General features: G+C 62.5%; 10 protein-coding genes and 1 pseudogene. 2 read left to right on the top strand and 9 right to left on the bottom strand.

The window, feature by feature from the left end; translation table 11 throughout:
* Positions 1 to 365 precede the first annotated feature (365 nt).
* The 9 genes from AB6M95_RS17795 to AB6M95_RS17755 form a co-directional block, all read right to left on the bottom strand.
* Positions 366 to 1,130: an enoyl-ACP reductase FabI gene (locus tag AB6M95_RS17795; RefSeq protein ID WP_371388092.1), complete on the bottom strand. Its 765-nt coding sequence runs from the start codon at positions 1,128 to 1,130 to the stop codon at positions 366 to 368.
* Between the two features lie 76 nt (positions 1,131 to 1,206).
* On the bottom strand, positions 1,207 to 2,367 hold the full coding sequence (locus tag AB6M95_RS17790; RefSeq protein ID WP_371388091.1) for a glycosyltransferase family protein: 1,161 nt from the start codon (positions 2,365 to 2,367) through the stop codon (positions 1,207 to 1,209).
* On the bottom strand, positions 2,367 to 2,960 hold the full coding sequence (locus AB6M95_RS17785; protein WP_371388090.1) for a histidine phosphatase family protein: 594 nt from the start codon (positions 2,958 to 2,960) through the stop codon (positions 2,367 to 2,369). The genes AB6M95_RS17790 and AB6M95_RS17785 overlap by 1 nt, the downstream gene beginning before the upstream one ends.
* Before the next feature lies 1 nt (position 2,961).
* Complete coding sequence (locus AB6M95_RS17780; RefSeq protein ID WP_371388089.1) at positions 2,962 to 4,074, bottom strand: glycosyltransferase family 4 protein; 1,113 nt, start codon at positions 4,072 to 4,074, stop codon at positions 2,962 to 2,964.
* Positions 4,075 to 4,146: 72 nt separating this feature from the next.
* Entirely contained in the window at positions 4,147 to 4,971 is an 825-nt protein-coding gene (locus AB6M95_RS17775) for a tetratricopeptide repeat protein (RefSeq protein WP_371388088.1), read from the bottom strand.
* Positions 4,972 to 4,976: 5 nt separating this feature from the next.
* Positions 4,977 to 7,424, bottom strand: coding sequence for a DNA gyrase subunit A (gene gyrA / locus AB6M95_RS17770; protein ID WP_371388087.1), 2,448 nt, complete (start codon positions 7,422 to 7,424; stop codon positions 4,977 to 4,979).
* 173 nt (positions 7,425 to 7,597) lie between these two features.
* Entirely contained in the window at positions 7,598 to 9,991 is a 2,394-nt protein-coding gene (gene gyrB, locus AB6M95_RS17765) for a DNA topoisomerase (ATP-hydrolyzing) subunit B (RefSeq protein ID WP_371388086.1), read from the bottom strand.
* Positions 9,992 to 11,161: a DNA polymerase III subunit beta gene (dnaN, locus tag AB6M95_RS17760; RefSeq protein ID WP_371388085.1), complete on the bottom strand. Its 1,170-nt coding sequence runs from the start codon at positions 11,159 to 11,161 to the stop codon at positions 9,992 to 9,994.
* 147 nt (positions 11,162 to 11,308) lie between these two features.
* Positions 11,309 to 12,607, bottom strand: a complete 1,299-nt coding sequence (locus AB6M95_RS17755; protein WP_371388084.1) for a DnaA ATPase domain-containing protein — start codon at positions 12,605 to 12,607, stop codon at positions 11,309 to 11,311.
* 369 nt (positions 12,608 to 12,976) lie between these two features.
* Here AB6M95_RS17755 and AB6M95_RS17750 point away from each other — a divergent pair, with 369 nt between their 5' ends.
* Positions 12,977 to 14,146, top strand: a complete 1,170-nt coding sequence (locus AB6M95_RS17750; RefSeq protein ID WP_371388083.1) for a homocysteine biosynthesis protein — start codon at positions 12,977 to 12,979, stop codon at positions 14,144 to 14,146.
* A gap of 301 nt (positions 14,147 to 14,447) precedes the next feature.
* Positions 14,448 to 14,545 (top strand): annotated as a pseudogene (locus AB6M95_RS17745) (hypothetical protein); the annotation flags it as partial.

The raw sequence follows: 14,545 nt of genomic DNA, 5'->3' as shown, positions 1-14,545 counted from the left end.
ACCGCGTCGTCGCGGCCTTCCAATCGTTCGATGCCCATGTCGGCCCCCTTTCGGTTTTCGCTTCCCTAACCATCCCCCATTCCCTCTCTCCCTCCTAAACTTTTTGGGCCGCTTCGCGGATGGTGCGAACTTTACAGAGCTCCTTCTTTTTCATTGTTCGAGAACGCCGCGAAACCGATTCTTCAAGTTCATTCCACACCGCCCTGCCGCGCCACGCCCAACCCCCGCAAAAAAAGACCCGACCAGGCACCCAACCTTCGCCGCAGGCGACACAAAAAGTTTGGGAGGGTCCAGGGAACCCTTTTCAAAGGGTTCCCTGGCGGGGTCTGGGGCAGCGCCCCAGCCGCCGGAGGCAGCCAGGCCGCCTACACGCCCATGATGTTGTACCCGGAGTCCACGAATATCACGTCGCCGGTGGTGCCGGTAGACAGGTCCGAGGCGAGGTACAGGGCGCATTTGCCCACGTCGTCGATGGTGATGTTCCGGTGCAGGGGGGCTTTTTCCTCGATGCGGCCAAGGATGGATTTGAAGCCGGAGATGCCGGAGGCGGCCATGGTCTTGACCGGCCCGGCGGAGATGGCGTTGATGCGCACGCCCTTTTCGCCCAGGTCCACGGCGAGGTAGCGCACGCAGGCCTCGAGCGCGGCCTTGGCCACGCCCATGGCGTTGTAGTTGGCCACGACCTTGCCCGCGCCGTAGTAGCTCATGGTCAGCACGGACGAGCCGGGCTTGAGCAGCGGTTCGAAGGCGCGGCACAGGGCGACCAGGGAGAAGGAGGACACGTCCAGGGCGACCTTGTAGCCCTCACGGCTGGTGTCGATAAAGCGGCCTTTCAGGTCTTCGCGGTTGGCGTAGGCGATGGAGTGCACGAGGATGTCCACGTCGCCCCATTTGTCACGCACGAGGTCGGTGCCGGCGGCTATCTCGTCGTCGGAGGTAACGTCGCACTTGTACATGAACTCGCCGCCCAGCTCCTCACAGATGGGGGCCAGGCGGCGCTCGATGGGATCGGCGGCGTAGCTGAAGGCCAGCCGCGCGCCGTGTTCCCTGAATTGCCGGGCGATGCCGTAGGCTATGGAGCGGTCATTGACCACGCCGAAGATAAGGGCTTTTTTGTCCTTGAGCAGCATGTCGTCTCCTTTGCTTGGCGGCAGTATACTCCACCGGAGGGCTTGTGGCGACGAAAAAGTGGGCCGGACGGGGCCGTTACATGGCGGCGTGGATCTCCTCGAGGATGCGGGCCGAGTTCGGGCCGCCGTCCAGGTTGAGATTGAGCGGCGCGGCCTGGCGGTCCAGGCTTTCGCGCATGAGTCCGGCCAGCCGTTCCGGGCCGAGGTCGTCCTGGGTGATGACCTTGAGCCCGCCCTTTTCCTCGATGCGCCGGGCGCGCATGTTCTGCTCGCGGTTCTGGAGAAAGGGATACATGAGCCCGAAGGTGTTGGTGGCCAGCAGGTTCATGGTGGTGTTGTAGCCGCCCAGCGAGACCGACAGGCGGGCCAGGTCCAGATAGGCCAGGAACCGCTTGGTGAACCGCTTCAGGGTGATGTGCGGGTGGGCTGAGGCAATGGCCTGGAGGCGCTCGAATTCATCCTCTTCGGCGTAGGGGCCGGTGAACACGGCCAGCCGGTGCGGGTGGGTCTCGTTGAGGATCGGCGAGGCGGCCAGGGCCCCGCGCAGCAGGTCGCGGCCGATGTGCCCGCCGCCTACGGACACGACCACCAGCGGGGTGTCGCCGAGGTTCAGTTCGGCGGCCAGTCGTTGGGTTTCGGCCGGGTCGGGCTTGCGGGCCACGTAGCCGGTGTAGTGGACCTCGGGGACGATGCCCTCCACGCCGGGAAAGGTCTCGTCCAGGCGCACCAGGTTGGGGTCCGAGTGGACCAGGACGTGGTCGAAATTGGGGTTCAGGTAGCCGTGCACGCGCTCCACCTGGCGCTTCATGTCGTTCTTTTCCACCAGGATGTCGCGCACGGAGCAGACGGATTTGCACTTGCCGTACTCGCCCTTGCGGACCTTCTTGAGGATGGGCAGGAGCTCGAAGCGGAACTTCTTGCGGCCGAACGGGAAGAGCTCGACCATGAAGATGTCGGGCTGGTATTCGGCCATGATCTCCTTGAACAGGCGCAGGCGGCGGACCAGGACTTCGTCCACCTCGGCGCCCTCCTCCAGGGGGATGAAGCGGGTGAACTTGGCGTCCATCATCAGGCCGGGCAGCTGGATGCGGGTCATGTTGGCGGGCGGGTCGAAATCCACCTCGGCTCCGCCGGTGACCAGGATGACCTCGTGGTCCTTCAGGGCCTTGACGATTTCCAGGGACCGGAACATGTGGCCCACGCCGAGCACGTGCTGGCAGTAGAAGACGATGCGCATTACAACTCCATGTTCAACTCGCCCAGGGCGAGCTCGTTTTCGATGCATTCGATGCGGTGCAAGCGGTAGGGAAGATATTCCACGGGATCGCCGGGCATGAACTCGGCCCCGGACAGGGCGTGGGCCAGGCAGCGCAGCACCCCGTTGTGGGTGACCACCAACACGGACTGGCCGGGGTGTTCGGCGGCGAAGTCGATGAGCGCGTCGCAGGCCCGGCAGAGCACCTCGTCGCGGCTCTCCCCGCCCTCGGGGCGAAAGCCGAACCCCTTGTACTCCTCCCTGCCCACTTCCTTGCGCATGTTCTTGAGCTCGGTCTTGGTCAGGCCGGTCCAGTTGCCCCAGTCCTGCTCGCCGAGGCGCTCGTCCTCGAACATGGGCAACCCCAGGGCCATGTTGACCAGGGCGCCGGTCTCGCGGGCGCGGGACAGCGTGCTGGTCAGGATGCAGTCGAACCCCTCCCCGGCCAGGGACTCGCCCCACTTGCGGGCCATGTCGCGGCCCTCGTCGCACAGTTCGATGTCCTTGTTGCCCTGGATGCGGCACTCGCGGTTCCATTCGGTCAACCCATGGCGCATGCAGAAAAATGTCGTCATGTCAGGCCCTCGCTTCGGCCAGCTCGCGCAGCACTTCGACCACCCGGCCGTAGTTGCGCGCGGCATCGTGTTCTCTGGCCACATGGCCCGGCGCGTTGGCCGCCAGGGCCAGGCACCGCTTAGGGTCGCGGATCAGTTCGTCCACGCCCCGGGTGAAATCGTCCAGGGTCGCCCCGGTGATGATCCCGGTGCGGTTGTGGGCCACCACCTGGGGCGCGCCCTCGTCGTCGGTCGCCACCACGGGCAGGCCGCACTGCTGGGCCTCCAGGTAGACCATGCCCACGCTCTCCGCAAGGCCCGGGAAGGCGAACAGGTCGCCCGCCGCAAAAAACCCGCCCAGCTTTTCGCGCTCCACCAGGCCGAGAAAGCGGACCCGGTCGCCGAGCAGGTTGCGGGCCTCGGGCTCCAGCTCGGCCCGGCGCGGGCCGTCCCCGGCCACGGCCAGGAAGACGTCACGGCCCCGCTCCACGAGCGCGGCGCAGGAGCGGAAGACCCAGCGCAGCCCCTCGGTCTTGACCCCGGGACGCATCATGGCCGCCGTCAGCACCACTCTCGCGCCCTGTGCGCCCCATTCCCGGCGCAGGGCGGCCCCGGCCTCGTCGTCGCGCGTGAGCAGCCCCTGGGGGAGCCCGGGTGGGACGTGGGAATAGCGGTCCGGAGGCAGTCCGAGCCTGGCGCAGCCGCGCAGGTCATTGAGCCGGTTGCAGAAGATGTGGTCCGCCCGGAGCATGGCCCGCCGGTTCAGCCGGTAGCCGGGCCAGGTGGCGGGCTTTTTGCCCCGGTTGACCGCGTAGCTGGCCTGGAAGATGGCGTAGGGAATGCCCAGCCTAGCCGCGCAGGCCGGACCGAACACATCCGGGGCCTTGTAATAGGTCCCGTAGGTCAGCCAGGCGTCGCAGCCGTGCGCGGCCTCGGCCATGCGCCCCGCCGCCCGGTACGCGCCGGGCCACCGGCCCGGACGCTTCCATATCTCCCTGGCCGGAAAGTACGGCATGGCGACCACCTCGTTGCCCAGGCCGACCAGCGCGTCACGCAGGTCTCGGGCGATGGTCACGTCGCCGGAGACCGACGCGTTGTCGAGCGGCTTGAACGGGGTGCACAGGGCGATCTTCACGGGTCACTCTCGGGGTTGCATCGGGACGCCGTCATGGGAATACACCAAATTTCCGGCCCCGGCGAACCGGGCCTACTGCTTGGGCGGCACCAGCGGCAGCGGCTCGGGCACCACCTCGGGCAGATTGGCCAGCCGGGTCTCCACCACCTTGGGGTTCGGGTAGGTGTGCAGAATGGATTCGAGCAATTCCTTGGCCTTGGCGTAATCCCGGTCGTTCTCGGCGATGTCCGCCTCCAGGAAGACGGCCAGGGAGCGGGTCTCGTCCGAGATGTTCTTGAGATTGAGCAGGGAATTCAGGGCCTTTTCCGCCTGGGACCAGCTGGAGATGAAGGTGTAGCTCTGGGCCAGTTCGTACAGGCACTTGGCCTTGGCCTCGTCGTCGGCCGCCGAGTCCGCGCAGTTCTCCAGGGTGGCGGCCACCAGGTCGTAGCTGCCCATGGAGCGGTAGAGCCGGGCCATGCGCAGCTGGGTCTTGTAGATGTGTTCCGGGTTGCCCTGGGCCTGGTCCAGGCACTTCTCGAAGGCCTCGATGGCCTTGGTGGTGTTGCCCAGCTCGGAATAGGCCTCGCCCAGCTGGAACATGATGTTCCAGGCCGTGTCCGGGTCGCTGCCCAGCTCCAGGTACATGGCCTCGAGCAGGACCACGGCCCGGTCGTAGTCGCCCTTGACGGACATGGCGATCTCGGCCAGGCGGTCCCAGGCCTCCTTGCGGAACTGGCCCTGAGGCTCCACCTGCAGGTAGCGCTCGTAGTCCTTTTCCGCCTCGAGGTAGAACCCCTTGGAATAGGAATCGCGCGCCCGCTCGATGTCCTCCTGGCCGGGCGTGGAGGGCGAAGAGCAGGCCGCGACGGCAAACACCGTCGCGGCCAGCAGTATCAGTACGAGTAAGCGTCGCATGGTCCCTATGCCCGGACCTCGCTCAAGTCTTCGTCATCGTCCATAACCAGGTCGAAGCCGATCACCTTGTTGGCGTCGTCCATGCGCACCAGGCGCACGCCCTGTGTGGCCCGGCCGCGCGTCTGGCTGACCTCGCTCACGGACATGCGGATGACCTTGTTCTGGGAGGTCAGCAGGATCACGTCGTCGGATTCGTTGACCATGTGCGCGCCCACGACCTGGCCGGTCTTGTTGGTCAGGCGCATGTTCAGGATGCCCTTTCCGCCGCGCGTCTGGACCCGGTACTGGTCGATGGACGTGCGCTTGCCGTAGCCGCCTTCGCTGACGGTCAGGATCTGGTCGCGCTCCTGGTCGCCGGTGACCACGCAGGCCACGACCTCGTCGTTGGGCCGCAAGGCCATGCCCTTGACGCCCGCCGTGGCGCGTCCCATGGGCCGGGCGTCGTTGATGTTGAAGCGGATGGCCGAACCGTCGCGGCTGGCCAGGATGCAGTCCACGTCCGGCTCGATCTCGCGCACGGTCATGAGCTCGTCATTGTCGCGCAGGTTCACGGCGCGGATGCCGGTGGTCCGGCAGTTGCCGTACAGCCCGATGGACGAACGCTTGATCATGCCCTTCTTGGTCACGAACAGGAAGAACTTGTCGTCCGCGAACTCCCGCAGCGACAGGCAGGTGGCGATGTTCTCGTCCTTGTCCAGGGGCAGGAGGTTGTTGACGTGCCCGCCCTTGGCGTAGCGCGACCCTTCCGGCACCTGATGGACCTTGATCTTGAACATCTTGCCGAAGTTGGTGAACAGCACCAGATGCTGATGGTTGGTGGTCAGCATGAAGGTGTGGATGAAGTCGCCGTCCCCGGTCTGCACGCCCGCGATGCCCTTGCCGCCGCGCTTCTGCGCCGTGTAGTTGGACAGCGGGGTGCGCTTGATGTAGCCGCGCCGGCTCAGGGTGATGACCGTCTCCTCGTCCGGGATGAGGTCCTCGATATCGATGGAGTCCAGGTCCGCCTTGAGCAGTTCGGATTTGCGCGGGGTGGCGTAGTTCTCCTTGATCTCGTTCAGCTCGTCGCGGATGACGCCCTTGAGGACCTCCTCGTTGGACAGGATGGACTTGAAGTATTCGATCTTCTTCATCAGCTCGGCCAGCTCTTCCAGGAGCTTGTCGTGCTCCAGGCCGGTCAGCTTCTGCAGGCGCATGTCGAGGATGGCCTTGGCCTGGATGTCCGACAGGCTGAAGCGGGACATCAACCCTTCGCGGGCCTCGTCCGGGGTCTTGGACGCCCGGATGAGCTTGACCACTTCGTCGATGTTGTCGAGCGCGATGCGCAGACCTTCCAAGATGTGGACGCGCTTCTCGCACTTGTCGAGGTCGAACTTGGTCCGACGGATGATGACCTCGCGCCGGTGCTCCAGGAAGTGGCCCAGGACCTCCTTCAGGTTCAGGAGCATGGGCCGCTTGCCGACGACGGCCATCATGTTGATGCCGAAGCTGGTTTCCAGCGGGGTGAACTTGTACAGCGAGTTGATGATGATGTCCGCGATGGCCCCGCGCTTCAGATCGAGCACGATGCGGATGCCCTTGCGGTCGGATTCGTCGCGCAGGTCGGCCACGCCGTCGATCTTCTTCTCGTGGATCAGGGCCGCGATCTTCTCCACCAGGGAGGATTTGTTCAGGGCAAAGGGAATCTCCCTGATGATGATCGCTTCCTTGTGGCCCTTCTTGGCCTCCTCCACCTCGACCACGCCGCGGATCTTGATGGAGCCGCGCCCGGTGGTGTAGGCGTCGACCAGCCCCTGGCCTCCGAAGACCGTGCCGCCGGTCGGGAAATCCGGGCCCTTGATGAAGTGCATCAACGACTCGATGGTGCAGTCCGGGGTGTCCAGGAGGTGGATGGTGCCGTCGATCAGCTCGCCCAGGTTGTGGGGCGGGATGTTCGTGGCCATGCCGACCGCGATGCCCGTGGTGCCGTTCAGGAGCAGGTTCGGGACCTTGGTGGGCAGGACGGACGGCTCCTGCAGGGTGTTGTCGTAGTTGGGCGTGAAGTCGACGGTCTGCTTTTCGATGTCCCCGAGGAACTCCGAACAGAGCTTGGCCATGCGCACTTCGGTGTAACGCATGGCGGCCGCGGAGTCGCCGTCGATGGAACCGAAGTTGCCCTGGCCGTCCACCAGCATGTCGCGCATGGAGAAGTCCTGGGCCATGCGCACCAAGGCGTCGTAGACCGCGGAGTCGCCGTGCGGATGGTACTTACCGATGACGTCGCCGACCACGCGCGCGGACTTCTTGTAGGCTCGGTTATGGTAGTTGCCCAGGTCGTGCATGGCGTACAGAATGCGCCGGTGGACGGGCTTGAGCCCGTCGCGCACGTCCGGGATGGCGCGCCCGATGATGACGGACAGGGAGTACTCAAGGTAGCTTTTCTTGAGTTCGCTCTCGATGGTAATCGTATTGATCATTCATTTGCCTCCGATGGCGGGAAATCGACTCGATCCCCGGCCACCCATAAACTTGGTGTCCCGCCCTCCGGCCCTGCCGTTTGGCGGTGTTTCTCGTCTCATTCAAAGGCCGACGCCCACGGCCCGCCGCCCTCCTGGGGAAAGCGGCGCGTCGCCCGGGGCGGCCCGGGACCCTAGATATCCAGCTCCTGGACGGCCAGGGCGTTCTTTTCGATGAACTCCCGGCGCGGTTCCACGTTGTCGCCCATGAGGTCGACGAAGATGTCGTTGGCCGCGGCCGCGTCCTCGATGGTCACCTGGAGCATGGTCCGGTTTTCCGGGTTCATGGTCGTTTCCCAGAGCTGTTCCGGGTTCATTTCGCCCAGACCCTTGTAGCGCTGGATCTGCCAGCCGCGATGGGCTTCCTCGATGACCGCGTCATACAGGTTGAAAAAGCCGGAAACGGCCTGCTCGCCCTCTTTCAGGTCCAGGGCGAACTCGAACCCGCCGCAGGCCTCCTTGAGCTCTCCATAGGTCTTGAAGGCGGTCTTGTAGAGCTTGGAGTAGAAGAACTCCATGGCCAGACGGGTGCGGTGGCCGTTCTCGTTCTCGAAGATGAGATACGTGCGGTCCTTTTCCATCTCCTGGTCGTGCTCGGTCTCGATCTCCACCCGGTAGCCGTTGGTCTCGAAGTCCTGCTTGAACTGCTCGGGTTCGTGCTCCTCGAAATAGGTGAACGAGATGCGCTCCGGGAAGTCCATGAGCTTGCGGTACAGGACCCCGTCGATGCCCACGGTCTCGGCCTCGTGGAACCGGGTCCGCAGGAAGCGGATCTTGTCCATGATATCCGTGAGCTTCTTCCCTTCCAACAAGGTCCCGGCCTCGGTCTTGACCTTGAGGTCGCCGCCGATGCGCTCGAGCAGGAAGTCGTCCAGCTCGACGTCGTCCTTGATGAACCGCTCGAACTTGCCCTTGCTCGCCCGGTAGAGCGGCGGCTGGGCGATGTACACGTGGCCCCGGTTGATCAGCTCCTCGTACTGCCTGAAGAAGAAGGTCAGCAGCAGGGTGCGGATGTGCGAGCCGTCCACGTCGGCGTCGGTCATGATCACGACCTTGTGATAGCGCAGCTTGTCGTAATCCTTCTCGTCCTCCTCGTGGCCGATGCCGATGCCGAAGGCGGTGATCATGGCCCGGATTTCCTTGTTGCCGAGCATCTTGTCCAGGCGCGTCTTCTCCACGTTCAGGATCTTGCCGCGCAGGGGCAGGATGGCCTGGATCTTGGGGTCGCGGCCCTGCTTGGCCGAACCGCCTGCGGAGTCGCCCTCGACGATGAAGATCTCCGAGTCCGCGGGGTTCTTGGACTGGCAGTCCGCCAGCTTGCCGGGCAGTGCGTTGTCGGACAGGGCGCCCTTGCGCCGGACCAGGTCGCGGGCCTTGCGGGCCGCCTCGCGCGCCCGGGCCGCGTCGACCACCTTCTCGATGATGAACCGCGCTTCCTTGGGGTTCTCCTCGAAGAAGACGTTCAGCTTCTCGTAGATCACGCCCGCCACCAGGCCGGCCGCCTCGGAGTTGCCGAGCTTGGTCTTGGTCTGGCCTTCGAACTGCGGGTCGGGCAGCTTGACGGAGATGACCGAGGTCAGCCCCTCGCGCACGTCGTCGCCGGTCAGCTTTTGGATGAGCTTCTTGGGCAGGTCCGCGTTCTGGACGTAGTTGTTGATCGCCCGGGTCAGGGCGGTCTTGTACCCGGCCAGGTGCGTGCCGCCCTCGATGGTCCGGATGTTGTTGGCGAACGTGTAGGTGTTTTCCTTGTAGCTCGCGGTGTACTGCAGGGCGAACTCGACGATCATGTTCTCGGACTCGCCCTCGCCGTAGACGATCTCGCCGATGGTGTTCAAGTTGGAGTTGATGTCCTGGACGTACTGGCGGATGCCGCCGTCGAACTTGAAGGACTCGGCGTTGCCGCTGCGTTCGTCCTTGAACTCGATCTCCAGGCCGGAATTGAGGTAGGCCAGCTCGCGGAACCGCTTGCGCAGGACGTCGTATTCGAACTGGTTGACCTCGAAAATATCCTCGTCGGGCCGGAACCGCTGGGTGGTGCCGGTGGAATCGGACGGACCGATCTCCTCCAGTTCGTGGGTCACGTGGCCGCGCTCGAACTTCATGCGGTAGGTCCTGCCGTTGCGCCGGACCGTGGTCTCCATGAACTCGGACAGCGCGTTGACGCAGGACACGCCCACGCCGTGCAGGCCGCCCGAGACCTTGTAGGAGTCGTTGTCGAACTTGCCGCCCGCGTGCAGCGTGGTCATGGCCAGCTGGACCGCCGGGACCTTCTCCTTGGGATGGATGTCCACCGGGATGCCGCGGCCGTTGTCGGTGACCGTGCAGGAGTTGTCCATGTGCAGGGTGACCTTGATCTTGTCGCAATACCCGGCCATGGCCTCGTCGATCGAGTTGTCGATGACTTCGTAGACCAGGTGGTGCAGGCCCCGGATGTCCGTGGAACCGATGTACATGGCCGGACGTTTCCGGACGGCCTCGAGTCCCTCAAGTACGGTAATTGACTCGGCGTTGTACTGTTTCTCGCTCATTTATGCGTTTTCCTCGGTATAGTATGTCTCTTCCTGGATCATCATAGGCATGACGATCACGTTGTAATCCTTGTCGTCGGAACCTGTCAGGCCGCACGGGGCCTCGGTGCCGGTCAGGGTGAACTTCACGGTGGGAGAGGCGAAATGGTTCAGTATCTCGATCAGGTTGCGGGTCGGGAAGGCGATGCGGGCCATGTCGCCGGAGAAGGTGGCGTCGATGGATTCGCGCGCCGTGCCGGTCTCCTGCCCCTGGGCCGACACCGTGACCTCGTTGTCGGAAAAGGAGAAGTAGGCGCAGCGGTTGGAGTCGGTGTTGAACAGGGCCACGCGGGACAGGGCGTCCACCAGGTCCAGCCGGTTGACTTCCAGGGTGGAGACGTTGTCGTCGCCAAGCCGGGCCAGGAAGTTGTTGTAGTTGGGATACTGGTAATAGGACAGCGGCAGGGTGAAGGTCTCGCGCTTGTCGCCGGTGCGGAAGAACAGCCGCTTGTTGGAGATGGCCAGTTCGATCTCGTCGGCGGTCAGCCACTTCTTGAGCTCGGTCAGGTACTTCTTCTGGATGAGCACGCCCTCTTCCGGGAGCATGGCGAAGATGTCGTCGTTGACGAAGTTGAGCATGGCGAACTGGTGTCCGTTCAGGCCGCAGACCTCGACGGTCTTGTTGCCGTCCTTCTCGCGCGGGACCATGTAGATGCAGGCGATGGCCTCCATGGAGTCCTCGTCGGAGATGCAGAACGAGATCTTGTCGATGATCTCGTGCAGGAAGTCGCCGGACCAATAGACCGTGTTGTCCTCGGGGAAGGACGAGAATTTCTGGAACCATTCAGGGTCGTTGACCGGGAACTTGTACTTGCGGGCCTTCTGCTCCACCAGGACGTTCTGGTCGGAGTCGTCCGTGCGGATGGTCAGCTCGCCCTGGTCGGACCGCAGCTGCTTGACCAGATCATAGAAGGCGCGTCCCTGCACGCCGGCCAACCCCTCGCCCTCCAGGGCCGCAGGGTAGGAACCCATGAACTCCAGGTTGGAGTCCGTGCTCATGATGTTCAGGTTCCCGTTTTCGCACTGGAGCCAGATGGTCCGCAGAAAGGCCGCGCCGGTTTTCGCCGGGATGATGTTCGCCGACTTCTGGAGTCCTTCGATGATTTCATCTCGGTTCACTTTCAGAAACATAAAAAATATCTCCTTGATTGAGATTTATTACCACGGTTCCTTTGTTCCTTTCGGAGTAAAGAACTTGTAATCGTTAACTTTTTTAAGCACACCCATTGTCATGACTTTGGAACCGAACGTGCCGAAAACGGTCGGATTCGAAAAAGATCACGACATGCGACATTTATTCTTCAAGGTTTTCAACAGTTGTTTCAATTCGAAGTCATCTTCCTGTAATTGATCGATTTTTTTAACCGAGTACAGGACCGTGGAGTGGTCCTTTCCGCCAAAGGCCCTGCCCAGGGCCGGGTAGGAAGTGTTCAGCATCTGGCGGCAAAGGAACATGGCCACCTGGCGGGCGTGGGCGATGTGCTGGTGCCGTTTGGTACCGGTCAGGTCCTTGACGTGCACGCTGAAGTGCTCCGCCACCACGCTGAGGATCTTCTTGGGCGTCAGGTCGTCGGTGGTCTTTTCCTCGGTGTTGGCCAGGATGTGTTCGAAATCCTTCTGGGAGAGGTCCTGCTTGACCAGTTCCTTGAAGGCGAAGAGCTTGAGCAGGATGCCCTGGAGATAGCGGAAGTCCGTGAACCGCTGGGCCAGGGTCAGGATCTGTTCCTTGCTCAGGGAGAGGCGCTTGGCCCGTACCTGGCGCTGGATGTAGCCCACCCGAATCTCCAGATCCGGTTCCTTCAGGGTGACGATGAGCCCCCAGCCGAGCCGGGACTGGAGGTTGTCGTCCAGGAAGTCGTAGCTGGTCACCTTTTCGCGGCAGGCCAGGACCATCTGCTTCTTGTTGTCGTAGAAGTGGTTGAAGATATTGACCAGTTCCTGCTGGAAATGGGGATGTTCCTTGATCTTGTGGAAGTCGTCGATGAACAGGAAATTGTACTCGAACAGGTGATTGCGCGCCTTGAACGGGTCGCCCTTGAAGCGGATGGAATAGAGCGAGTTGAGCTCGTCCAGGGAGCCCATGAAGATGGTCGAGTAGTCGTGCTTCTTGGCTATCTCGTTGGCCACGGATTTGAGCAGGTGGGTCTTGCCCGATCCGCCCGGGCCGCAGATGATGAACGGGTTGAACAGGGAGCCGGACTGCTTGGCCACTTCCTTGGCCGAGGCGATGGGGAAATAGTTCTTCTTGTTGATCAGGAAAGTGTCGAAGGTGAATTCCTGGCCAAAGGGGAAGTCGATGCGCTTGACCACGTCGGCTACCTGCACGCCGCGCAACCGTTCCGGGCTGTCGCTGTCCTTGTAGCTGACCACGTATCCGTTGCCCAGGAACATGTTCAGTTGCGCCTCGAACCTGTCCTGGATGTCGGACTCGAACCACCTGGCGAAAAACGCATGGGGAAAACCTACGGTAAGTCGTTTGTTTTCCTCGGAGTAATCGAAGGAGAGCGGGTCGTACCAGCGTTTGAGTTCCTTGTCCGTGCAGGTCAGGAGGAGATGTTGCCGAAGTGATTCTTTCACGATAGGATGGTACCGATTACAACCATTTGAAATTATTAGGTTAAAAAAAATAAAAATTGGGTCTAAACAAACTCCCGAAATTTATTTGATTCTATACCCCAAAATGGCCCCAAAGCCAAGCTTTTCCGCCGATTTTTCCCTTGTTTCCAGCCCGGAAAAGACGCATTTCCAAATGACTTGCGATGCCTGTTGAAAACATGAGGAAAACATGGAGTTTTCCTCTCTTTTGGCAGTTATACACAGACTCGGCCGGGGCCGGGCAACAAGCTGGTTTTCCTTCCGGCGAATTTGGATTACAAGGGGTGGACTTTACGTATGGAACAACACCCCCGCGCGGGCCGCTGCCCAGGGGGCGAAGGCAGGATAGAAATGGCAGAATTCAAAGTGAACAAGACGGTCCGGGAGATCAACGAACGCATCCGCAAGGGCAAGGCCGTGGTGGTCAATGCCGAGGAGATGATCGAGATCGTCAGGAAGGAAGGCAAGGTTAAGGCCGCCCAGGAAGTGGACGTGGTCACCACCGGCACCTTCTCGCCCATGTGCTCCTCCGGGCTGCTCTTCAACATCGGCCAGCAGCCGCCGGTCATGAAGGTTTCCCGGCTTTGGCTGAACAACGTGCCCTGCTACAGCGGCATCGCGGCCGTGGACGCCTACCTGGGCGCCACGGAGCCGTCCGACGACGATCCGCTGAACAAGGTCCACCCGGGCCGCTTCGCCTACGGTGGTGCCCACGTCATTGAGGACCTGCTGCGCGGCAAGGCGGTGCACCTGCGGGCCGAGGCCTACGGCACGGACTGCTACCCCCGGCGCGAGCTGGACAAGGATATCACCCTGGCCGACCTGCCCAACGCGGTCATGCTCAACCCGCGCAACTGCTACCAGAACTACAACGCGGCCGTGAACCTGACCAACCGGACCATCTACACGTACATGGGCCCACTCAAGGCCAACGCGTCCAACGTCAACTACGCCACCGCGGGCGAGCTCTCGCCGCTGTTCAACGATCCGTACTTCCGGACCATCGGCATGGGCACGCGCATCTTCCTGGGGGGCGGCATAGGCTATGTCATCGGCGAGGGCACGCAGCACGTGCAGAAGCCCCAGCGCAACGAGCGCGGCATCCCCGAGGGCGGGTCGGGCACGCTCATGCTCAAGGGCGATTTCAAGAAGATGAACGCCCGCTACGTGCGCGCCCAGTCGATCATCGGCTACGGCGTGTCTCTGTCGCTCGGCGTGGGCATCCCCATCCCCATGCTCAACGAGGAGCTGGCCTGGTTCACCGGGGTGTCCAACGAGGACATCTCCATGCCGGTCAAGGACTACGGCTACGACTATCCCAACGGCATCCCCCGCGAGGTCACCCGCGCGTCCTTCGCCGAACTGCGCAGCGGGGAAATCATGGTCAATGAGAAGAAGACCGCCACCGTGCCCGTGACCTCCCACTCCATGTCCCTGGAAGTGGCCGACAAACTCAAGGAATGGATCCTGGCAGGCAAGTTCCTGCTGACCGAAAAGCAGGACGACATCCCGAGCTTCTAAAAAGAATGCCTCCGGGCCTCCAGCCGTTGGCGAGTCTTCGAGCCTTACGGATGAGGACAGCAGCGATCGGCCAGGGGGGAAACTTTTGAAAAAGTTTCCCCCCTGGCCCCCCCTTCCAAACTTTTTGTGTGCCTTCGGCAAGGGCACGCGAGAGCTTTTATAGAGGGCTGTTCCCTAATAGGGTACAGCCCTCTTTTTATGCATTGTCTACATAGAATGTTGTAATTGTCCTAACCAGCAATAACCACTCTGCCACCCCGCGAAGCGGCGCTAAAAAGTTTGGGAAAAGGAGGGGATGGCCTGGGCCGGCAAGTTCGAGCCCGCCCACATCCATGCCTGCTGGCAGATGACTCTGGACGGCCAGCGCAAGGTCATGACCAGCCTGGAACCGGCCCTGGC

The organism is Pseudodesulfovibrio karagichevae, assembly GCF_041414475.1.
Classification (GTDB): Bacteria; Desulfobacterota; Desulfovibrionia; order Desulfovibrionales; family Desulfovibrionaceae; genus Pseudodesulfovibrio; species Pseudodesulfovibrio karagichevae.
This window is presented reverse-complemented; position numbering and strand designations above follow the sequence as displayed.